The organism is Paenibacillus sp. FSL R5-0517 (genome assembly GCF_037974355.1).
In the GTDB taxonomy this organism is placed as follows: Bacteria; Bacillota; Bacilli; order Paenibacillales; family Paenibacillaceae; genus Paenibacillus.
This window is the reverse complement of sequence record NZ_CP150235.1, coordinates 3,307,427-3,329,824: the sequence shown is the minus strand read 5'-3', so window position 1 is coordinate 3,329,824 and position 22,398 is coordinate 3,307,427. Positions and strand designations below refer to the sequence as shown.

The window sequence follows — 22,398 nt, the reverse complement described above, 5'->3', positions numbered from 1 at the left end:
TTCAAAGTTACCCATGAAAGTGTACCTCCTACTTTGAAAAGTATATCCCTCATATTTAGTCGCCTGGCATGGCTGATGGATCAAGTGGAAGCTTAATTTGGATACGTGTCCCTTCTCCTTCCCCTGTCTGGATGTCGAATGTAAAGTGATTTTTATAACAAAGTTTTAAGCGACTATACGCATTTTTCATGCCAACATGCTCTCCCATATCCGTGTTCTGATTCAGATAGCTCAGCAATTCTTCCAATCTAGCTTGTGACATCCCTATTCCGTTATCCGTTAGTCGGATAAGTAGGTGGTCAATTTCAGTTGAAACGAAGAGTTGAATGATGCCTACACCCGGAGATGATTCAATACCATGAATACTTGCATTTTCCACAAAGGGGAGAATTACCATCTTGGGGATTCGGTACACCAGTACCGCAGGATCAGCTTCAATGCTGTATTGGAGTTTGTCGCCAAAGCGATATTTCTGAATTTGCAAAAAACTCTCGATGAGTTCGAGTTCTTCCTTCACTGTCACATCATTCTGATTCCAACTGATCGACTTGCGAAACATCTTGGCCATGTTATGCACAATTTTGGCGGTCTCTTTCTCGCCCTTGATGAGGCTCCGCATCCGTACCGACTCCAGGGTATTAAACAAAAAATGAGGGTTGATCTGGCTATGGAGTGCATGAAGCTGAGCTTGCTGCTGTTTTAACTCTAGGTCTTTCTTCTGAATGTCAGCTAGATATACCTCATGAATCAAGTTATGGATCGTCTCGGTCATTCGATTGAATTCCATCGTAAGTTGACCGATCTCATCTCTTGCATCTTCAGGAGGAATCGTCTGAAAATTCTGTGTTTTCACTTTTTTCATATGTTTTAGAATCCGCACCAGTCTGACATGGATGGATCTGGACATGGCCGCGATGATGATGGAAGGCAAGACAAAATTAATGCAAGCAAGCCAAACCACGAAGGAACGGGACTTCCGTACCTCCTTCAGCACAATTTCTTCATCCATAACGCCATGCAGGGACCACCCTTCCAGATAGTTAATGCCTGTATACGTAAGTTCAAAGGGAATCATTTTGTTCGGAAACTGGATCTCACTGTAACGTTTCCCTATCAGAGATGCTTCTGCTGTATAATCATTTGAAAATTGGATGTGTCCTCCTGGATCAACTAAATACACTTTTCCGTCGAATCCGCTGTTGTGAAAATACTGCTTGATCGTCTCCATGTTGAGGTCAATTTTAAGTAACTGCTCTCTCCCCCCAGTGTCCAGATTGTCGAGCCTTTGTACCAGACTTAACATTTGATCAGATGAGATCAGAGCCGGATAAGGAGCGGAGTATGTCTGAAATTGAACGTACCAGTCTGAGCTTCGGACCACATCAGTTAAACGATCAATATAACCGGAAGATAGAATGGTAGGATTATCGGTATACACTTGATACCAGCGAATCCCCTGATTCAATTGACCGGAGAATTGCCCTTTCAGGTACGAATTATAAGCGTCAATGTACTCAAAATGACTTCGAAACGAACGCGAGATCGTGTCATTGAACACAGGATCCGTATATAACGAATAAGAGAGACCGACGCCCTGATCAATGGTTACACGCAGGTCGTTCTTCAGATTGTTCAAGGCCATGCCGGCATCACGAGTTTTCTGACTACGAATATTGGCGGATGTAACATTGTAGAACACCACATTGGTAACAACAATGGGAATAAACACGGACAGGACATACATCAGAAGTAGCTTATCTCGAAGCTTCATGTAATTCAGGTTCCATCTTGGCATTGTGCACCTCGCTGTTCATTTCCCATAAGGAGATTGCGATACTCTGTAGGCGATAACTTAACGAGCTTCTCAAACTGGGTTACAAAATAATCTGCATTCTGAAATCCCACGCGTGCAGCGACCTCGTACATTCTCAGATCCGTCTGCCGCAGTAACTTCTTCGCCTCATGAATCCGCAGGTTCAGCAGATAGTCATTGAAGTACTGATTGTAGCTTTTGCGGAATAACCGCCCAAGATAAACGGGATTCATGTAGAAGAGCGCAGCAATGCTTTTGAGATTGATGTTCTCGGTATAATTAGCATCAATATATCGTTTGATCCTGCTGATATCCCCTTTGGATCGCTCCATTCGCAAATGAGACACATAATGCTCGGCTTCCTCCAGCGCCATGAGAAAAGCATTCTTCAGTAGTCTTAAATTCCACCCTTCATGACTTTGCTGTGCCAGCTCCTTTAGCTGCTGCAGCCCTTCATCAGTACCATCCATTTCGTGGACTACAGCGAGAATACCCGTTATATAATGCAACAGAGAACCAGCTACAGCCTGAGGAGAAAATCGATTCATATGAAACAATTTGAATTTCTCTTCTACAATGTTGTGGTAAGCTGCCCTATCCCCCTCTTCCAGGCTCAAGATTAATTGATCTACCTCCTCCTGGTATACATTAAAAACAAACAGTGGTTTGTCTTTGATCTCCGTATAGCGCACGACACCACCAGTCTCTGCATATTTATGCTTGGCTGCTTCTTTAGCCGCCATAAGGGATTGTGGGATATCTCCAATCTCTTTGACGAGTGTTCCTGCGTAAAGACCGATGTCCAGATTAAGCTTTTTGCTCAGTGTTATATGAATAGAATGCAGCTTATCCTGTAACGCCATGCCACCTTGATCAGGTTTAGACCACAACATTAATAATGCAAACATGCCGTGCTGTTGCTCACTGATGAACATTTGGCATAAGTTACTCTCGAGAGATTGTACTGCTTCACGTACCTGTTCAATGGTAATTTTAATTTCATCTAATCCGGTCTGAAGTTCAATCAAAGTCATGAGGAGATTGGAATTATGATTGATTCCGAGCATCTCGGCATATCGAGGTTCATCCTGCTTCTGTACATGACCTTTGATCAGATCCTCCAACATGATGTTACTGGCCTGCCCCTCGGCCATGAGTATATGTTTTCTTTTGTTGCAAATGAGATTAGCCGACTTCTGCAACGTCGCCGTCAGTTCTTCATCATCAATAGGCTTCAGAATATAGTCATGAACACCGTACCGGATTGCCTGCTGTGCATATTTGAAGTCATGATAACCACTGATGATAATGAACACAGGTTCCAGATGAGACATTTTCTCTACGGCACGAATAAGTTCCAGTCCATCCAGGATCGGCATACGAATATCGGTTATAATCACGTCTGGTTGCAGGCGTTCAATCAGATCCAGTGCCTCTAGACCGTTCTCTGCCTCTCCGATAATCTCCATATCAAGCTCAATCCAGCTTATGAGTTCATACAGCCCTTTTCGTACATACATCTCGTCATCTACCAGTAGTACTGATAACATCCTTTTGTCCCCTTTCTTCCAACGAAAATACCCCCGCCAGAAACTACTCTCCTCCCATCTGGAAGCGGTTTCATTAATTATACTCAAATATGTAATATGCTTACATTTTATAGGTTGCAATCTGTAATTTCATTGCATAGATCGTTATATTTATTGCGCGAAAGGACTATTAAAAACAGTGATTTCACACCAAAAAGCCGTTGATTCGGCTTGAATCAATGGCTTTATCTTAGCTCAGAAAAGAAAAAGAGCGAATTCACCCGACAATTCTATCGGGCGATATTCGCTCATGTAAATCGGTAACTTATTATTGATCATTCTATTAAATCCAGGTGTTTCCTTTCAATTCAATCATGGAATTCGGGCCTGGAAAGGTTAATTCTATCTTTTGGTCCTGATAGGATACGGTTACAGAAGTTTCTGCAATAGAGCGAATTCTGGTATTCAACAGACGACCCGCCTCCCATTCCAGATCTAATTCAAATCCGCCTCGAGCCCGAATACCATGAATATATCCTGTTGGCCAGGCTGCGGGCAAAGCAGGTAACAATCGGAGTACTCCGTCATGGCTCTGGAGAAGCATCTCTGCTATACCTGCAGTACCTCCAAAGTTCCCATCAATTTGGAATGGAGGATGATCACAAAACAGATTGGGTAACGTGGAGGAACGTAGAAGTTCCACGATGTTATCGTGTGCAAGTTCCGACTCCTCTAATCGTGCCCACATGTTGAGAATCCACGCCCTGCTCCATCCGGTGTGTCCACCACCGTGTTCCAATCTTCTGTCGAGTGTTACGCGAGCTGCCGTAGCCAGATCAGGCGTGGCTTGCGCCGTAATTTGCGTTCCCGGATGCAAAGCGAATAAATGGGAAATATGTCTGTGGCCAGGTTCCAATTCATCATAATCGTTACTCCACTCTTGGATTTGGCCATGTTTTCCAATGGAGGTCTCCGGTATTTTGGTTAAAGCATTACGGAGCTGTTCTCCGAATTCCTGATCTTCTTGCAAGATCCGTGTACTCTCAATGCAGCGCGTGAAGAGCTCTCTAATAATCTGATTGTCCATCGAAGCACCAAAGCATAAAGCCCCCGATTCTCCATTATCTAATATATAGCGATTCTCCGGGGAGGAGGAAGGACATATCACCCAATTGCCGGAAGGATCTTCTATCAGATAATCCAGAATAAACATAGCCGCATCTTTCATCGTGGCGTAAACTTTTTGTAGAAACTGAACATCCTGATTGTATTCATAATGGTCCCACAGATGTAATGAAAGCCACGCTCCTCCCATGGTCCAAAACGTCGATGTCATGCATACATCCTGCGGAGCAGCGTCAGCCCAGATATCCGAATTGTGGTGGGCGACGAACCCCCTGCATCCGTACATGATTCTAGCTGTTTCCTTTCCTCGAACATGCAGTCGCTCTATAAAATCAAACAAAGGAACGTGACATTCAGAAAGATTACAGCTCTCTGCGAGCCAGTAGTTCATCTGTGCATTAATATTAATCGTATATTTGCTATCCCATACAGGAAGCATGTCTTTGTTCCATATCCCTTGGAGATTTGCCGGTAAAGAACCTGGACGGCTGCTTGAGATAAGCAGATAACGACCAAATTGAAAGTATAGACTTATCAGTTCCGGATCATGTTTACCAGTTCTAAGCCGTTCAAGGCGCTGATCGATTGGAAGTTCGGAACAGATAACATCTGTATGATCATCTTCAAGATGTATATCCATCTTTTCGAATAAGGATTGATAATCCGAGACATGATCGGCGAGCAGTTCGTTATATGACTTTGTGGAAGCGGATTCAATTCTTCGGAGGCACTCTGCTTCGAGTTGTTCCTTGGGTATTCGGAAATCCGTGCAGGCCGAGATTAGAATAGTCGCTGAGTTACCATCCTTAAGAGAAAGCTGGCCGCTTGAATAATGAACCTGCCCCCCTTCAGATATAAGGCGAATCCCGCAACAAAATCGAATTCCTTCTTCTCCCCCACTTCTTCCTCGGATAATCAAGTTATTCGTTCCACGCTTCTCGATCCGATCCAGATAGGATTGGAAACCAACAGGATGTTTGAGAATATTGGACCATGATGATGATTCCAGAACATTTCCCCTGCCAAAAATAGTGGAGAAAGATAACTTTCCAGGTACGCTGGATTTGAGATGAACAACGAGCACTTGATCCGGGTAGCTAGCAAAATAATCACGGCTGTATATGGATTGATCTACGGTATAATGCACGTTTACCTTACCATGTTCCAGATCGAGATGTCTTTGATAATCATTCGGTTCTTGTCCACTGTGATCCATAGCGATGTAAAAGTCGCCTAATGGCTCGTAATGTCTTTGCCCGTCAGGAACACCTACCAGAGTATCTGCTGCGAGTTCTTCTGCTTCACTAATCTTGCCATCAAAAATCAGGTTTCTGATCTGAGATAAAGATTCAAGGGCTTGAGGATTATTCCGCTGCATCGGGCCACCATACCACAGGCTATCCTCATTAAGCTGAATTCTCTCGATCTGTGTTTTTCCAAAAATCATGCCTCCAAGAGTTCCATTTCCGATAGGCAATGCCTCTTCCCATGTTCTAGCAGGTTGATTAAACCAGATATTTTTAGTCTTCACTTTTAACCCTCCAACGAAGTATAATTCCTCACATTTCTTCTCATGTTTAGTATGTTCCGTTCGTATGTTATTTTAAGTGTACTGTAATCTCAAGAGCATTTAAATGAACAAAACTAACTTGAATTATCACAATTTTATCGTAGCGAAAAGTGTTTAATCGTAAATTCCGAAGTGAACAGCAAAAGTGCGACTATCGCACCAACCATTTCGTTCAATCTACGCACCACCAGAAACGTATTTTTTCTTATGTTAATCGTATAGACAAATAAAGTTGCTATTATAGCAACTTTATTAAAAGGCATCTTTAGAATTCTTCAACATGTTCAGGTTCATAGATTCCGTAACCATTTTTGCCATTCTTTTTAATCGTGTACATGGCTTGATCGGCATATCTTAGAAGTTCAGAAGGCTCTTGTCCATGGGTTGGAAACAGGCTAATGCCTATACTTATGGATAGATTAATATGGTTTCCAGCAATTTTAAAATGCGTACTGAATGCAGCATCCAACTTTTTGGCAATTGTTATAGCCTCTTGATCATTCTGTAGATGGCTTAAGATAGTGAATTCATCCCCGCCGAGCCGGGCCACCATGTCTGTGCTCGGGATCGTTTCTCTGAAACGTTTTGCCATCTCCATCAACACTTGATCCCCAACATCGTGTCCATATGTATCATTCACTTGCTTGAATCCATCGGCATCCACAAACATGACAGCAAGTTTGCTATCGTGTCTTTGCGCATTGCTAATTGACCAGGCAAGACGGTCATTATAAGCAAGACGATTAGGCAGACCAGTAAGCACATCATGCAAAGACAGATGTTTGCTCATTCTCGCGGACTTTTTAATTGTGGTATATTCCGTCTCAAGTTCTTTAATCAGATTTTTAAGTTTATACACACGGGTATTTGTATTCGTCATGTCAGTAATCTGAATAAGGGCATAACTGTGATCTTCCAGATAGAGTGGCTCCACGTGCATATTTTGTCTGAATATATATTCATCCTCGCCTTCCCTCGGGAGAATGAATGCCTTATGTAAAGCGCTTGAGCAAAATCTGCTCTGACCGTGATACAGCGCATTTTGCAAAATATTCTGATACATACTCGACTTAAACCGTGGGCAGACTTCAAGCAGATTCAGTCCTATAACCTCTTCCGCATTTTTGCCAGTAAAGCGTTCCAACCAGCCATTCCAAAGAACAACTTTCAATTGTCTATCGACAATGAGCATGCCTATATTGGCTTTTTTCAGTGCTTGTGATAGAAGATTATTCATGGCCAGCTCCTAGCAATGCATCAATTTTGTCTAGCAAAATGGAGATGGAGCTCATACTTAACGCAATAATAATTATTCCTTTCACGTCCGTTTCGGCGAGCAAAAACGATGTATGGAGAACAAGTACATATACTTCGTTTTGAAGCAGTATTTCCGGATCAGAGTGAGTGCCATGAATTAATTCAATATCCGGCAGTACATATTCGAGTTTTAACTCAAGGAAATTGCCAAATTCTCCAATGATGGCATTGAGAAGGACATTGCTGACTTCTTTCAACACATCCAGATCGGTATCCATCAAGCGGAAGTTTTCAGGTATGGTCTCAGTGAGCTCCCCAAGACACATATTTGCCAGGATTTTAGCCTGCTCAGCGGGAAACATCAAAAAAGCTTTTCCTTGAAACTCATAGCCAAATTGAAGAGAAGACCTGAATAGATGCCCTTCATTGAAAAAAATGTTATATCTCCGATCTTTCCGATCAACATCGGAGAAAGAAATCAGTTCTACATCAGGAATGTTCAATACAATATGCCTGTCAACAATCTCTGATAACATATTGGCAGCTTGTCCCACGTATACGTTCACAAGTTCAGTAAGCAAATCCTTCTGCAATTCATTCAGCATGATTGGTCACCCGAATTAATTCAACCAACGTATTTGCTTTATCAACAGTTAAGGGCTTATTTAAAAAGCCTGAGATTCCCAGACTCTCTACTTCTTCACGTGTCGCCTTCTGAATATCCGCGGATAAAATAATAATATGTACATCCCGATCGATTTCCCGAATCATACGAAGCATTTCTTGTCCATTCAAACCAGGCATTAGCAGATCCGTTATGATAAGATCAGGCTTGAATGTCTGATATAAGTTATATCCTTGCTCTCCATTGCTTGCAATCTGAATCTCGCAATCCGTAGTATGATCCATAATTAGCTTCCGGACCAATTTCTGTACAAAGATGGAGTCTTCCACAATTAGTACTTTCATTTTCTTTAGTCTCCTCGTCAACAATGTTAAAGCTTGGGAAATTCAGGTGTTGTAGACAGTTCTTTAATAAGGAGCACTTGCGCTATTGGCACTCCTGAAATTTATAGAAGTAAAACAATTTATAATACAGTAGTGTCAAATAGATTGTCAACAATATTGTTGAACAAAACTTTTTCGTTCTTCTGGTGTAACTCCCCTTTGTGGATAAAAGGCTCTAAACAAGTCAAAAACGGCCACGCATGTGGCCGTTCTGGATTATTAATCTTTAACTGAATCTGTTTACCAATCAAGTTTACTCTTTTACCCCGCCAAGCTGCAAGCCATGAACGAAATACTTCTGCAAAAATGGATATACAACCAAGATCGGCAATGCGGCAACAATTGTAATGGCTGCCCGAATAGATACTGGAGTGACCATGTTGCGCGCAGCGCCAAGATCTGCCCCATTGGCAACGGCTGCACTGCTGTTGGAATTCATGGAAGAAGATAATAGTTTCATCAACTCATATTGCAGCGTACTCAGGTTTTGTTTGGAAGAAGCATAGAGGAACGTATCGAACCAAGAGTTCCACTGGCCGACTGCAATGAACAGTGCAACCGTAGCCAACACTGGTTGGCACAGCGGTAGAATAATGGACATGAACGTTCTGAAATCTCCAGCACCATCAATTTTGGCAGATTCGATCAGTCCCTCAGGTAGTGTCTGGATATAGGTTCGAATAACGATCATATTAAAAGCACTGATCAACCCAGGGATAATGTACACCAGAAAGTTGTTTAACAAATGCAAATCTTTCATTAGGAAGTACGTTGGAATAAGACCTGCACTAAAGTACATCGTAAGAACAACAATAATGGTAATGGGCTTTCGTAATATATAGTCTTTTCGGCTTAATGTGTAAGCCAGCATGGAGGTTAAGAATAGACTTAATACTGTCCCCAAAACCGTTCTCGCCACAGATATACCAAAGGCGCTGAAAATGGTTCCTCCTGCAAATACTGCTCTGTAGTTTTGATCTGTCCATACCCGAGGCCACAGATAAATCCCACCCCGGATGGTGTCATTACCGGCATTGAACGATACGGCGAGTGTATTCACAAACGGATACAGGGTAACAATCGCGATTGCTATCATCAGTATACCATTTAACGTATGGAAGACAATCGGTTCAAGCCGAGATTTATTGATTCCCATCTCTAGTCCCCCTTATATTAATCGGTCTTCCCCGAGCCGTTTGGAAATAGAATTCGCTGCAAAGATTAGCGTGATACTAACTACTGTCTTGAATATGCCTGCTGCGGTAGCCAAAGAGTAATTTCCGATCTGTAGTCCGTATTTCAGGACAAATATATCTATCGTCTGTGACCAGTCGACAACCACACCATTACCTAACAGATACTGAACTTCGAATCCAGCTTCCAGAATCCAGCCCATATTCATGATCAGCAAAATGATAACAATGGATTTGATTCCGGGTAAGGTCACATACAGCATTTTCTTATATCGGTTCGCACCATCGATCTCTGCTGCTTCATAGAGCGAGGGATCGATCGACGTAATGGCCGCCAAATAAATAATGGCATTCCAGCCTACTTCTTTCCACACATGAGATGCGCCTACAATGCCCCAGAAATATTCCGGAACGCTGAGCCACATGATAGGTTCTTGAATGATGTTTAACTTCATGAGCACCACATTGACAATCCCGCCGTCTACAGACAGTGAACTTGCCACGATGCCTGTCACGATAATCCATGAGAGAAAGTGAGGCAAATACGATATCGTTTGAATCGTTCGTTTATAGAACTTATGCTTGATCTCATTAAGTAAAATGGCAAATATAATGGCTGTCGCAAATCCGAGTACCATATTGATTACACTCATCGCAATGGTATTACGAAGCACGTTAAGAAAAGCATCATCAGTTAGCAAAAACTTGAAATGTTTGAGCCCGACCCATTCCTGCTGGGAGAAATTCTTGGCAGGACTGTAATTCTGAAAGGCCATAACCCAGCCCCAAATGGGATAATACGAGAATACGAGAATGTACGCAACGATGGGCAATGACATGAACATTAGTTGTCTTTGTCCGCGCAACCGTTTTAACATTGGTGTTTTGGCAACGACTGTACGGGTGGTTTGCTCTGGTATGGCTCCAGGCGTGTTCGCCATCTTTCACTCCTCCTATTGGCTTACAGCGACTTTATGCATGATACCCGGAAGGTACTCGCCTGAGTAATTCCTTTGGTTAATACCTTCCGAGTGAATCATTGCCGCATTTTTTTATTTAACAGACCAGTTCTCGATTCTCCATTTCAGTTGTTCATTAATTCGGTCTTCATAAGCTTTAATATCGATTTTCTTGTAAGCGTCTACATATTCAGTCCAAATGTTATCGAATTCATTCGGTTTTGACATGATCGCTTTAGGCAAGAATTTCAATGAAGTGTCTGTCATTTGTTTGTTCGCTACCGCAGCATCAGAGCCTTCTTTCAGATCGACCTGCCATGCTGGATAGTACACTGGATTTTCTGGTGCAGGAGAGAAGAAGTCACTCCATGTTTTGAAGCCATATGCATCCAGAAGCTCTTTATCTTCCGGTTTGAGGTTGTCATAGAATTCCTCAGGTTGGTTGATCGCTCCAATGGCATTGCCATCTTCAAATGTTCCTTCGAGCTTTGGTGCCGCAGCATAGAAACCTTCCGCTTTGTTAACCAATCTCCATGCCGGATCATCCTGCTCTTTACGTTGCTCTGGTGTACGATAGAATCTTCCCTCTTCATTCACCTGATAGTCTACACCCTCTTCACCCCATGACAAGAGTTTCTGGTACTTCTCATCCATAAGCTTATCGAGGAATTTAATGAGTGCGACAGGGTCTTCGGCATCTTTACTGATACCAAAACCATTGTTCAAGTTAATGACCGGACGATCCAGATAATGATCTGTGATACTTGTATCATAGACTAGCGGGAAACCTACGTATGTCTGGCCGATTTTCCCCTGTGCTACGAGTGGGTCTTCGCCGGCTTGGAAATTCCAGTGCTGGTCGAACATACTAAGTACACGTCCCGAAGAAATTTTGGCCAGATATTGATCATAGTTCTGAACGAAGGCTTCTTTATCCAGCAATCCTTCATTGTACAGATTGTTTAGTTCCTTATAATAACGTTTGGAGATATCCTTGTCGGCAAAAACACTCGCCACTCCATTCTCATCCACGACTACTCCCCCATCATTAGGGTGACCCGTAAGATGTTCTGGTGGATTAAGCAAAGGGAACGTCCGCCAGTCAGATGCCAGTGTAGTAAAGCCAATCGTCGGTTGTCCATCAATCGTCGGATTCTTGGCTGCATAATCACGAACCAACTTTGTGAAATCATCCAACGTTTTAGGAGTCGGATACCCGGCATCCTTCAGGATGGACTTTTGAATCCAGAATGCTGGCCCAGAATAATAGTTACTAATGAACTCCCCTGTATAGACTCCATAGTTAGGCAACCAGTAAATGTGTCCGTCACTGGAATCTTTCATCCGGTTCCAGTCTTTACCGAAATGCTTCTTCAGATTAGGTGCATGCTCTTCAATGAGATCCTCGAGCGGAATAACCGCACCGGCTGATACCAATTTGGTATCTGCTGTGATCAAGTCAGGGAAATCGCCACCGGCAATCATAACGCCGAGCTTCTGTTGAAGATCACCCACAAGAAACTCCATCTCAAGATTGACTCCGAGCTCATCCTGGATCTTCTTGTAGATTCGGTTGTCTTTAGCTGGCGCCTGATTTGGCGTTCCGATAAAGGCCGTAATGTTCAGTACCTCTTTCCCATCCGGTGTAGTCGCTTTCTCATTGTCACCGCTGCATCCTGCAAGTGCCAAACTTAAAGCCAGAACGAGTGATACGGAACCCCAAAGCTTCTTTTTCTTAAGTCCCCCCATGTACTTGCCCTCCTTGGAAGTGGTATGTCTTACTGTTTTTAGTATGAAGAAATGTATGCGGTTTCAAAATATATATATTTAAGGTCCACCCCCCTGTAATTGCAGGTCTTATTCGGGAGAGGTTCTTCTTTTTCAAGTCTCAATTCACATACTTTTGTCTGTATTCTAAAGGTTTCATAGCTGTACGTTTTTCGAAGTGTCTTAGAAAATGCTGGTAACTGCGGTACCCTACCTGCTCTGCGATCGCACTTGATGTCTGATTCGTATGCTGGAGGAGACGTTTCGCTTCTTCCATTCGCAGATCATGTACTACCTCGATTACACCTTTGCCGTACTTTCGCAAAAAAGACTGCCCTAAATGGACTGGGTTCACGTAGAATCGTTCTGCGAGTTCCTGGATGGTAAACGTCTCTCTGTAATGCATCTGCACATATTCAGCAACCGTTGCCTGAATGCCACCAAGCTGCCTTTCCCGGAAAATAGCCAGTTCTGACTTGCATTGCAAACAGAAATGTTCCAGATTGCTAGCAACCTTTTCGATATTTCGTTGGCCCTTCTCCAGGATTCCGCTTGCCAATTCATTCATTAGAGCATTAGATTCTCCTCCTAATTCTCTACACAAGGACAGTCCGCGGAATATAATATGGGTAGAGAAAATATGTACAATCTCTGGCGCAGCCTTCATCTCTATAAACAGTTCAAAGGCACTACGAATGCTGCTTGAGAGTTCCTCTACAGAACCGTTCTCAAGCAACTCGCTAATATGGTCCACCTCTGACAGTGTTTCCGGATCAAACTGCCAATTCTCCAGCTGAATTTCTTCGGCAAACAACAGGCGCTTTTGATTAAAAAACAAATAACGCCCAACTTCCTGAGCGGAGCAGAAGGATTCAGATAAAAGCTCCAGTTTGTTCACCGTTGAACCAACCGCGATATGAATATCTTCGCAGCCGTTATTTTGCATGTTGCTCATCAAACGCTGGGCAAAAGCTTTAACTGCTTCAGAAGTCCCCCCGCTATCATTCACTTCTTCACCCCATACCAGTCCCAATGAGTCTCTTGTTCTGTCTAACACATAACAACTAGTTGTTGCGTCAGCCATTTGTTCAGCTACTAAACAGGCTTCCTGAATATCTCCTTGAAGAGCTATCCGCAGGTATGCCCAATGGGACTTGTTCAAACGAGGAAGGGTCTCTGACATCTCCTGCTCCGATATAGTCTGCTTATCCTTAATCATTGCGGACAAAAACACTTTGATCCTTTGCTCGTTGGCATGTTCCCGAATACGCTCCTGATTTTCACGTTCCTGCAATTGCATACGGAGACGAACCAGCATATCCTCTGCTTCTATACTGTCAACGGGTTTGGTTAAATAGTTGGAGACACCTAATCGAATGGCTTGTCTGGCATAATTAAAGTCACTGTATCCACTCGTGATGACAAACAGCACAGACTCATGTTCCAATCGTCGTGCTTCTTCTACAAGCTCAAGCCCATTCATGACAGGCATACGAATGTCTGTCACCACGAGATCAGGTTGATCTTCTTGTATCATACGAATGGCTTCCGCACCATTGGCGCACACACCTCTGATTTCAAATCCATGCTTTTCCCAATTGATCAGAAGTTGTAATCCTTCAATGGCATACGGTTCATCATCCACTAGCAATACTTTATACATGAGAGTTTACCTCCTATTTCCTCTGTTCCAACCTGGAGATTGGTATACGGTATCCTGCAATGGTTTGCTCTCCCGGTACACTGCTTAGATCGAATATCGCATTTCCTTCATAAAAGAGTTCCAACCTGCGGTAGACATTGCGCAGTCCTACATGTTCACCGTTTCTGGGTCTTTCAGAACGAATATCTCTCAGAAGCTCGGTTAGTCTCCCTGCATCCATGCCGATTCCATTATCGATCACCTGAATTAGCAATTCAGAAGCATTTCGTCTCGCCATTATCTTGATCTGTCTGCCATTTTTTCGCGCCTGCAAGCCGTGTTTGCAGGCATTTTCAACGAGCGGTTGAATACTCATTCGGGGAATTAGCAACGAAGCTGCATCAGGGTCAACCTCGAAAGTGTAATCAAACAGCTCTCCAAAGCGAAACTTCTCAATCTGGAGATACAGATTCGTAAATTGTAGCTCTTCTTGCAAAGGAATCAGATTGTCAGAATGACTGAGCAACTGTCTCATCAGCATGGACAGACTTTTAATAATCTCAATGACTTCTGTATATCCATTTTTCGTACTAACGACCAGCAAGGCATTCAAAGTGTTAAATAAAAAATGGGGATTCATCTGACTCTGGAGCATGGACAATTCGGTCCTTACTTGATCCAACTCCAGATCTTTTTGACGGATTTCCAGTTTATATACGTCATTAATCAACGTATGAATTTTACCAATCATGATGTTAAATGTACGAATCAGCCCGCCAATCTCGTCGCGCCCTTCCTGAATTTCAATCAGATCGAATCGTTCATTGCGAACCTTCTCCATATGTCTGGATAACTTGCGAATCCGATAGTGATAGGAACGCAAAATAATGTAAATCAACACAGAGGGGACTACAATACTTATTGCCAGTAATCCCAGAATGGATTTGAAGGCTTCTTGCAACAGGTGGTCAAGGTGACGCGTATCGGCAACGCCAATCAATTTCCAACCCTTAAGGTACGCTAAATTGCCCAATGACTTTTCGAGTGTATAACCAGAATCGCCAGCGTCCTTGGATATTGATTCGTTATCCGGGTTGGATATGGCGGTTTCGCTGAATTCTCCGCTTGAAACGACAGTACGGTTGTTGCTATCGACCAGACGCAGCTGAAGACTGTCTGATTCACGATTCAAAATGCTATACACCCGGTTAAGTTCCAGATCGATCTTGGAATACTTGTTGTAATTGGCATAGGAAGTGTAGGTATCCATTTTGCCAATCACACTGATCCTTCTTCCCGCGTTAAATCCGGACGGCTCAACATAATCAACAACAAGAATGCCCCCACTGGTGGATTTCAGCTGTTTCAATCCAGGAAGTACATTCTTGTCTTTCATCACAATATAATGACTGCCCGTCTGAATGGTATGGTTATCCGTATAGATACGTACCTCCAGAATATTCGCTGACATATACCGTGTTAATTTATCTCGCAGAAATGCATGATACACATTGTAATAATCGACGGGGGAAGAATAGGTCCGATCCAATGCCTCGTAGAGCGAATCGTCTGCTGCAATAATTCGGCTAAGAGCAACGCTCTCATCAATCATGCCAAGCAGTTCCCCCGCAGCCCTGTCGATGGATTTGCGCAGATTTTCCTGTTCTCTAATTTTGATATCCGCAGAGGTTCGTTGATAGAAGAAGATATTAATCGTTATTACAGGAAGGAGAATGCTTAGTACATAAATAAGCAGAAATTTTGATCGGAGGGGAATATCATTAACCTTACGGAACATCCAGAATTTATGACGCATATGATCACCCTTGATTTTTGTTTTTGTAGACGGATGGAAGCTCCCCTGTATGTGCTCTGAATTTTTGGGTGAAATATTCAGCATCATGATATCCCAGACTGAATGCAATGTCAGTAATCTTCATATTGGTACGTCGCAGGAGTTTACGGGCCTCCTCAACACGAAGCTGGTGCACATAGTCACTGAAACTGACTCCCATCTCCCGCTTGAACTGTTGACCCAGATAGGCAGAATTCACGTGAATACGATTAGCTACATCTTGTAATTTAATTTTACTTCGATAGTGTTGTTTCAATTCATTCAGCGCTTCTGCAACAAGCCCTCCTGTACCCGATTTTTGCTTCGATTCAGACTGGGAAAGTTGCGCGGACAGTCGAACACACAGGTCTTGCAATGTGCCAGAAGTCCAACTCGCAGCCTCGTGCCATTCTTTTTCACATAGGATTTCTCTGCAAACCTCTCTCTTTCCATATTTCCGTAGCAACTCCCCATGGATATATCGGATGACATGATGTATCCACTCCAATGAAACTTCTGCTTTCTCACTTTTCTTTAGCAATGCCCTCACTGCATCATCGATGGAATACGTGTTTCCTGCTTCAATCAACGCCAAGATCTCTTTGGAGATGTTCATCATTTGCTCTAAATTATATTCTTCGCTTATTTGATATTCATGAAGATGATTTTCATAGGCTTCATCTGTAACCATAATTCCATTCTGCTGTTGTCGTTCATTTCTACGTTTGTCCAGAGGTTCTATCATTTCCATAAGGATTTGATGAATTTCCTCGGGAACAAGAGGTTTAAGCACATACTGATCGACCTGATACCGTATGGCTTGCTTGGCATAATTAAAATCGGAGTATCCTGTAACGATAACGATTTTGGAGGTATAAGCGAGATCTTCTCGCAAGGTGTGAATCAGACCGAGACCATCCATAACAGGCATTTGAATATCAGTAACGACAAGATCCGGTTCAACCGAGTTGAACAAAGCAAGTGCTTCCTCCCCATCGGTTGCCGTCCCACAGAGTTCATATCCACAAGCTCGCCAGTCGATCATCGTTCTCCATCCTTCTAGCATAAACGGCTCATCATCCGCGACAATGACCTTGTACATTAGCTCACCTCTCTTTTGTCCATGATCAGCTGCATGTATTTTATCTATATCTATGGGTAGATTCAATTTGTTCCGAAAACGCTAAACAGCAGAACAACAGCAGGATTGTTGTCTGCTCGCACAACTTGGAGAATTTCAGGATCTGAAGATGTATGCAATTGTATAAGAAACAATATTTTACCAGTCTAATCATCATTAATCGATAACTTAGAATTGTATCTATCAGTCGTATTATAAGAACGCTCCGATTATAACGAAGCGCCGGGAATGACAATACAAGTGTAACGCTTACATTTTTGTGCAACAACCTGATAAACTATAGGTTTTCACCCGATAAATTATAGGTCGAGCTCAGAAGTAGTCCACTAACAGGCAAGAGAATTTATTCTCCGCGCACAATACGGAATCCTTGATCAGGCCCAAAACCATTTGCATCAAATTTGCCTCGGAATGCTATTTCATTGTTATTGACACCGCCCATCCAGCCTCCGCCTTTCACAACTCGCCAAGTTTGCTTGGGTCCCTCCGGATCGCTGTACCACTCCCAGCACCATTCTCTCACATTCCCAGACATATCATAGATTCCTAACTCATTCGCCTTCTGAGTTCCGACTTTTTTGGTTTGGTTACGATTACTCTCAATAGCGGGCCAGCTCCAATCACCTGTCAGAATATTTTCGCCGGCATTTATCCAGTACCAAGCAACTTCATCCGGATTATTACTTCCGCTGTATGTGTAATCTAAGCTCTTTTGGCCTCCGCTTGCAGCGTACTCCCATTCTGCTTCTGTAGGTAAACGGTAACCGTTGGCACCTTCGTTGATCGTTACATTCCATTTGATATTGTCGTTTTCATTGTGATTATTCGTATCCAGATTGTCCTTGTCTATATTGTAATAAGGTTTCAGGTTTTCTTTTATACTTTTTTGATTACAGTATTCGACTGCGTCATACCAGCTGACCATTTCAACGGGCAGATCATCTCCCTTAAAGCCAGACGGGTTTTCCCCCATAATTTCCATCCATTCTTTTTGAGTCACTTCATATTTGCCAATATAAAAGGAGTCCAGCGTTTCATTTTTATTAGTAAAACTCGACTTACTGCTCTTGAAAGCCCCTCCTTCGACGAAAACCATGTCATCGTTTAATTGAGAATTACCGGCTGAACAAGCACTCAGACTAACAACCATGGCAATTAAGGTTAACCATACTAGCTTCCTCATTCAATTATTCTCCTTTGCTAAGCTTGAATCCGGCAACGTCGAGGTCCGTTAATCTGCTGAATAACGGTTCCTCAACGCTTCCGGAAAATTGAAATCAAATGCAAGTGCAGACGTTGAATTACATTACATCATTTTTACCAAACCGTTACGTTTGCACTTCCGCTGCTTTGATAACCCTCTGTAGCCATTACCTGATAGGACCAACTATTTCCAAGGTACATCCCTTTGCTCGCCCACGCATTCACATGATTGCTGAACGTAATGGTAGAATTGACACCAGTCGGTCTCTTGGACTGTCTAACACTCCAATACTGAGGGAAAGTCTGCGTACCATCAATGGAAGGTGCATTGTATCTCATCGTTGTATAGATGTCATATGTGCCACCATCACTGTTCACCGTGCCCTTATACGTTCCGGTCGGACGATACGTTCCCCAGCTATCCACTACGTAATATTCAATTAAAGCGTTTCTAGTCCATCCATAGAAGGTGAGATAGCCATTACCTGAAGGAGCGAACACACCGGCATTGTAATTGACTACCCGATTAGGTGTGCCATATGTCCACCCTTTCCCGACAACAAAGTTCCCGGTATTTTGCCAATTCACGCTGTAATTCCCGCCAGATCCATTCACGGCGTTGACCGTTCCTCCACCATCTGTCCAATTTTGCCAATAATCTGTTGCAGCACTGGATGTTGCTGCGAATACACCAAAACTCATGGAAGCTGCAAGAACAACAGTCATTAATTTTTTACCGAATTTGAACATAAAATGATACCTCCTGATATTTTAATAGATTTGGTTGACACTACAATCCGATATGAATGATCTTCAGCAGATTTCACTTGAAAAGTCGTTGCGAAAACAGATACAGATCGTTCTTCCATACGGGCCAATCATGTCCTCCACTTTCCTCATGCCAAATGTGAGGTACTCCGTGTTGTGCCAGATATCGGTGAACTCCAAGACTAATCTCTATAAGATTGTCCTGCTCACCACAAGAGATCCACAACAGCGAGATTAATGAAGGCGCTTTCGAAAGATCGGGAACAAGCAGCTCCGGACTTCTGGTGTTTGGGGCTGCAGAGAAAGCACCGATCCATGCAAAATGGTCCAGATTGCTTAATCCGATATTTAAGGCTTGACCTCCACCCATGGATAAACCAGCGATTGCCCTTTTATCCCGGCTTGTATGCACAGGATAGTTGGACTCCATGTAAGGGATCAAATCGTGAAGCAGATCGGATTCAAATCGTTCAAATGCCTTGATTTTTTTAGGTTCAAACAAGTCTCCTTCGGCCCGGTCGTTCGACATCGCGCGACCATTGGGGAAAACAATAACCATCGGCTCAAGCAAGTTATCGTTGTACAGATTATCAAGAATAATTTGGGGAGAACCATGAGTATGCCATTCGGTTTCGTCTCCACCAATCCCATGCAAAAGAAAAAGTACAGGATACATTCTTGTCGAAGAAAACTCTGGTGGGGTATACACCATCGCTTTACGGGCATTGCCAACCGCCCTGGAAGGGTACTCTATCGTCTCCATGACTCCACGTGGTATATTCTCCCGATATTGGTCATATCCCGTTACTGCTGATGAGATCAATTTCATTCTCTTATCCTCCGAACATATGAATGACTATCCGTCTTAATTAATCCACATAGCCAAAACCCAGAATGGTGAAGCATTTATGTTCATGACCTTCTGCCATGTCGATCTCGATGGAGTGCTCCCTAACTTGTTCTTCGTCAAGCAGAAGTAATGCATGGCAATGGGTCCAGTTGATCTTACGAGGATCGACTTTTCGGACCAATACCCCATCTACCCTGATATCTGCAGTTCCGAATTCGTCGCTACCCGAATCCTTAAAGATCAGAATGAGACGTTTGCACTGCAAACTTATGTTGAAGCTGCTCTGAGACCCTCTTCCCTCTCCCGGACGCATCCAGTTGTTGGGGAACTGGGGTGTACCATAGTCATGAGCATCCACCTCAGCCATCTGCAGATCCGTGTCCGTTTTGCAAAAAGAACCTTCATCGATAAGGGCAATGTTATTGCCGTTTTTCCGATCCAACAGCTTCACATGAACAAAATCATCTCCAATTAGCGGAGCTTTTTTATTATCATGATCTTGCTCATCCCATTCAGAATGATTCGTCACATCGAACAAATGTTCCAAACAATCGGCCATAATCCGATGCCCTGTATTAGTCGGATGATATATATCATGGAAAAATTGCTTTTTGGAAATAATGTTGCCCTCATCTATTGTCATGTTGAACTGATCTACGACAGCATCTTTCACACTTACCATTGGCAGATCATAATGCCAGCCAACCGGGGCGAGACGATCCTGCAGATTCCAGTCATTTTCAAATACACTGAATAACAAGATGACTGCTGGCTTGTTATCGGCAGCAAGTACTTTGAGCACCAGACTCTCGTAACAATTCCCTTGAGTTTCATCATCTGCGTCATTCACTGCGAATTCGATTATGACAATATCCGGCTGAACCGTACCTCCACGTAACACATCACGATCATAACGTACAATCCCCAATTCCGAAGGAGTTCCACCTACGCCTGCTTTAATTAGATGAATCGGACTATCTTTTGAAAGCGCAAACATAAACTTGAACGATTCATACGACCGATAAGCGTAACTTTGAAGATGAATAGGTATTGCACCAGCACCTTGAGTAATGGAGCCTCCAATATAAGCAATAACAACAGGTTCGCCGTTTTTTGCCTTCTCAATGGCTCGTTTTAATCTGACATTAATCCCTTTGTTCAGAAGAGACCGGCCAATCATGTCACGATATCCTTGTGATTCAAAGTCAATTGCGGGCTTGACTGACGAAGCTGTCACTCCCACTGGATCACGCGGTGCAGTGAATTCCGTGTTTTCACCTGCATCTTCTGAATCCCGGAGCATAAATCACCATCACATCCTTTCGGCTAGATTCTGATCATCCCTCAAACCAAATTTAAAGGACCACAGCTTGTATTATGATTAGATCAGGTGTGATCCTTCTCCCAAAGTGTATCGCTTACATAATTTTACAACAACCTGACAAAGTATAGGATTTCAACCACTATATCATTTTAAGTTAAGTACAATAACATGCGGATCAGAACACCTATAATTTTTCATGTAAACGCTTTAATTTGTATACTACTTCCATGTTATAATTTTGAAAAACCGCATTGATGAAGGAGGAAACGCATGAATATCACAGGTCAAGGCGCGTTGGATACGGGTACGTATACGAATCTGTTTTCGAAGTTAGGCTACGATCAGAATGAGATTACGACCAGATTGGATGAAACATGGAACGCGCTGTTTTATGGCGATGAAAATACTCGAATATATTACCCCATGGGTGAGGACAAGGGATATTTGCTAGATACCGGTAATCTCGATGTTCGATCTGAGGGCATGTCCTATGGCATGATGATGGCTGTTCAGATGGACAAGAAGGACGAATTTGATCGACTCTGGAATTTCTCCCACACGTTCATGCAGCATACCGAGGGTCGATACAAAGATTACTTCGCTTGGCATTGCAAGCCTGACGGTACCCGACTCTCGCAAGGGCCTGCTCCTGATGGCGAGGAGTTTTTTGCCATGGCGCTGTTTTTCGCCTCCAACCGCTGGGGGGATGGTACTGAACCTTATGATTACAAGGCACAAGCCCGCAAGATCCTTCGTGCCTGTATACATCAAGGTGAAAACGGCGAAGGTGACCCCATGTGGGACCCGGAAACAAAACTGATCAAATTCATTCCGGAAACACCGTTTAGCGATCCGTCCTACCATCTGCCTCATTTTTATGAACTATTCGCGAAATATGCGGATGAAGAAGATCAGGCTTTTTGGAAAGAAGCGGCGACCTCTAGTCGGTCTTACCTGCATACAGCCTGCCATCCCGTCACCGGACTTTCACCAGAATATGCGAACTTTGACGGCTCTCCTGCCCCAATACAGCCACATGGGGATTTCAGGCATTTTTACAGTGATGCCTATCGTACTGCTGCCAATATTGCGCTGGACTGGGAATGGTTCCGCAAGGATCCATGGCAGATCGAACAATCCAATCGGATTCAGTCCTTCTTTAGTGATATTGAAATGTCTGATTATCGTCGTTATACCATTGAGGGTGAGCCTTTTGACGAACCTTCACTGCATCCTGTTGGTTTGCTGGCTACCAATGCCATGGCTTCACTGGCTGCAGATGGTCCGCATGCTGCCTCATTTGTTCGCAAATTTTGGAACACGCCTCTGCGTCAGGGAGAACGGCGTTATTACGACAATTGCCTGTATTTTTTCAGCATGCTGGCTCTAAGCGGAAGATATCGCATGTACTAAGC

General features: G+C 43.2%; 17 protein-coding genes. 1 reads left to right on the top strand and 16 read right to left on the bottom strand.

The window, feature by feature from the left end:
* Nucleotides 1-55: 55 nt before the first annotated feature.
* The 16 genes from MKX40_RS14850 to MKX40_RS14775 form a co-directional block, all read right to left on the bottom strand.
* Nucleotides 56-1,795, bottom strand: a complete 1,740-nt coding sequence (locus MKX40_RS14850) for a sensor histidine kinase (protein ID WP_339242719.1) — start codon at nucleotides 1,793-1,795, stop codon at nucleotides 56-58.
* A complete protein-coding gene (locus MKX40_RS14845; protein WP_339242718.1) occupies nucleotides 1,777-3,363 on the bottom strand; it encodes a response regulator in 1,587 nt (528 codons plus the stop codon). The genes MKX40_RS14850 and MKX40_RS14845 overlap by 19 nt, the downstream gene beginning before the upstream one ends.
* A gap of 322 nt (nucleotides 3,364-3,685) precedes the next feature.
* Complete coding sequence (locus MKX40_RS14840; protein WP_339242716.1) at nucleotides 3,686-5,998, bottom strand: glycoside hydrolase family 95 protein; 2,313 nt, start codon at nucleotides 5,996-5,998, stop codon at nucleotides 3,686-3,688.
* Nucleotides 5,999-6,302: 304 nt separating this feature from the next.
* A complete protein-coding gene (locus MKX40_RS14835) occupies nucleotides 6,303-7,274 on the bottom strand; it encodes a sensor domain-containing diguanylate cyclase (RefSeq protein WP_339242715.1) in 972 nt (323 codons plus the stop codon).
* Nucleotides 7,267-7,899, bottom strand: a complete 633-nt coding sequence (locus tag MKX40_RS14830; protein ID WP_339242714.1) for a chemotaxis protein CheC — start codon at nucleotides 7,897-7,899, stop codon at nucleotides 7,267-7,269. Before MKX40_RS14830 ends, MKX40_RS14835 begins: the two co-directional genes overlap by 8 nt.
* On the bottom strand, nucleotides 7,889-8,263 hold the full coding sequence (locus MKX40_RS14825; protein ID WP_339242712.1) for a response regulator: 375 nt from the start codon (nucleotides 8,261-8,263) through the stop codon (nucleotides 7,889-7,891). Before MKX40_RS14825 ends, MKX40_RS14830 begins: the two co-directional genes overlap by 11 nt.
* 292 nt (nucleotides 8,264-8,555) lie before the next feature.
* Nucleotides 8,556-9,458 (bottom strand): carbohydrate ABC transporter permease, encoded by a 903-nt coding sequence (locus MKX40_RS14820; RefSeq protein WP_339242711.1) that lies wholly within the window; start codon nucleotides 9,456-9,458, stop codon nucleotides 8,556-8,558.
* A 12-nt stretch (nucleotides 9,459-9,470) separates the two neighbouring features.
* The gene (locus tag MKX40_RS14815; protein WP_339243071.1) at nucleotides 9,471-10,373 is read right to left on the bottom strand and encodes an ABC transporter permease subunit; all 903 of its coding nucleotides are present in this window, start codon (nucleotides 10,371-10,373) and stop codon (nucleotides 9,471-9,473) included.
* A gap of 174 nt (nucleotides 10,374-10,547) precedes the next feature.
* The gene (locus tag MKX40_RS14810; protein ID WP_339242710.1) at nucleotides 10,548-12,203 is read right to left on the bottom strand and encodes an ABC transporter substrate-binding protein; all 1,656 of its coding nucleotides are present in this window, start codon (nucleotides 12,201-12,203) and stop codon (nucleotides 10,548-10,550) included.
* 139 nt (nucleotides 12,204-12,342) lie between these two features.
* Nucleotides 12,343-13,884, bottom strand: coding sequence for a response regulator (locus MKX40_RS14805; RefSeq protein ID WP_339242708.1), 1,542 nt, complete (start codon nucleotides 13,882-13,884; stop codon nucleotides 12,343-12,345).
* A 13-nt stretch (nucleotides 13,885-13,897) separates the two neighbouring features.
* Nucleotides 13,898-15,679 carry a sensor histidine kinase gene (locus MKX40_RS14800; RefSeq protein WP_339242706.1) on the bottom strand — a complete coding sequence of 594 codons (1,782 nt, stop codon included), beginning with the start codon at nucleotides 15,677-15,679 and terminating at the stop codon, nucleotides 13,898-13,900.
* 4 nt (nucleotides 15,680-15,683) lie between these two features.
* Nucleotides 15,684-16,799 (bottom strand): response regulator, encoded by a 1,116-nt coding sequence (locus tag MKX40_RS14795; RefSeq protein ID WP_339242705.1) that lies wholly within the window; start codon nucleotides 16,797-16,799, stop codon nucleotides 15,684-15,686.
* 382 nt (nucleotides 16,800-17,181) lie between these two features.
* Nucleotides 17,182-18,021 carry an SUMF1/EgtB/PvdO family nonheme iron enzyme gene (locus MKX40_RS14790; protein ID WP_339242703.1) on the bottom strand — a complete coding sequence of 280 codons (840 nt, stop codon included), beginning with the start codon at nucleotides 18,019-18,021 and terminating at the stop codon, nucleotides 17,182-17,184.
* A gap of 134 nt (nucleotides 18,022-18,155) precedes the next feature.
* Nucleotides 18,156-18,791 (bottom strand): glycoside hydrolase family 11 protein, encoded by a 636-nt coding sequence (locus MKX40_RS14785; protein ID WP_339242701.1) that lies wholly within the window; start codon nucleotides 18,789-18,791, stop codon nucleotides 18,156-18,158.
* 73 nt (nucleotides 18,792-18,864) lie between these two features.
* On the bottom strand, nucleotides 18,865-19,638 hold the full coding sequence (locus MKX40_RS14780) for an alpha/beta hydrolase-fold protein (RefSeq protein ID WP_339242700.1): 774 nt from the start codon (nucleotides 19,636-19,638) through the stop codon (nucleotides 18,865-18,867).
* A 40-nt stretch (nucleotides 19,639-19,678) separates the two neighbouring features.
* Nucleotides 19,679-20,962: an SGNH/GDSL hydrolase family protein gene (locus MKX40_RS14775; protein ID WP_339242699.1), complete on the bottom strand. Its 1,284-nt coding sequence runs from the start codon at nucleotides 20,960-20,962 to the stop codon at nucleotides 19,679-19,681.
* Nucleotides 20,963-21,253: 291 nt separating this feature from the next.
* Here MKX40_RS14775 and MKX40_RS14770 point away from each other — a divergent pair, with 291 nt between their 5' ends.
* Nucleotides 21,254-22,396 carry a glycosyl hydrolase family 8 gene (locus MKX40_RS14770; RefSeq protein ID WP_339242697.1) on the top strand — a complete coding sequence of 381 codons (1,143 nt, stop codon included), beginning with the start codon at nucleotides 21,254-21,256 and terminating at the stop codon, nucleotides 22,394-22,396.
* Nucleotides 22,397-22,398 lie beyond the last annotated feature (2 nt).

Coding starts and splice junctions, on each gene's coding strand:
- MKX40_RS14850 (WP_339242719.1), bottom strand. CDS start 1,795: ATGCCAAGATGGAACCTGAATTACATGAAGCTTCGAGATAAGCTACTT.
- MKX40_RS14845 (WP_339242718.1), bottom strand. CDS start 3,363: ATGTTATCAGTACTACTGGTAGATGACGAGATGTATGTACGAAAAGGG.
- MKX40_RS14835 (WP_339242715.1), bottom strand. CDS start 7,274: ATGAATAATCTTCTATCACAAGCACTGAAAAAAGCCAATATAGGCATG.
- MKX40_RS14830 (WP_339242714.1), bottom strand. CDS start 7,899: ATGCTGAATGAATTGCAGAAGGATTTGCTTACTGAACTTGTGAACGTA.
- MKX40_RS14825 (WP_339242712.1), bottom strand. CDS start 8,263: ATGAAAGTACTAATTGTGGAAGACTCCATCTTTGTACAGAAATTGGTC.
- MKX40_RS14820 (WP_339242711.1), bottom strand. CDS start 9,458: ATGGGAATCAATAAATCTCGGCTTGAACCGATTGTCTTCCATACGTTA.
- MKX40_RS14815 (WP_339243071.1), bottom strand. CDS start 10,373: ATGTTAAAACGGTTGCGCGGACAAAGACAACTAATGTTCATGTCATTG.
- MKX40_RS14810 (WP_339242710.1), bottom strand. CDS start 12,203: ATGGGGGGACTTAAGAAAAAGAAGCTTTGGGGTTCCGTATCACTCGTT.
- MKX40_RS14805 (WP_339242708.1), bottom strand. CDS start 13,884: ATGTATAAAGTATTGCTAGTGGATGATGAACCGTATGCCATTGAAGGA.
- MKX40_RS14800 (WP_339242706.1), bottom strand. CDS start 15,679: ATGCGTCATAAATTCTGGATGTTCCGTAAGGTTAATGATATTCCCCTC.
- MKX40_RS14795 (WP_339242705.1), bottom strand. CDS start 16,799: ATGTACAAGGTCATTGTCGCGGATGATGAGCCGTTTATGCTAGAAGGA.
- MKX40_RS14790 (WP_339242703.1), bottom strand. CDS start 18,021: ATGAGGAAGCTAGTATGGTTAACCTTAATTGCCATGGTTGTTAGTCTG.
- MKX40_RS14785 (WP_339242701.1), bottom strand. CDS start 18,791: ATGTTCAAATTCGGTAAAAAATTAATGACTGTTGTTCTTGCAGCTTCC.
- MKX40_RS14780 (WP_339242700.1), bottom strand. CDS start 19,638: ATGAAATTGATCTCATCAGCAGTAACGGGATATGACCAATATCGGGAG.
- MKX40_RS14775 (WP_339242699.1), bottom strand. CDS start 20,962: ATGCTCCGGGATTCAGAAGATGCAGGTGAAAACACGGAATTCACTGCA.
- MKX40_RS14770 (WP_339242697.1), top strand. CDS start 21,254: ATGAATATCACAGGTCAAGGCGCGTTGGATACGGGTACGTATACGAAT.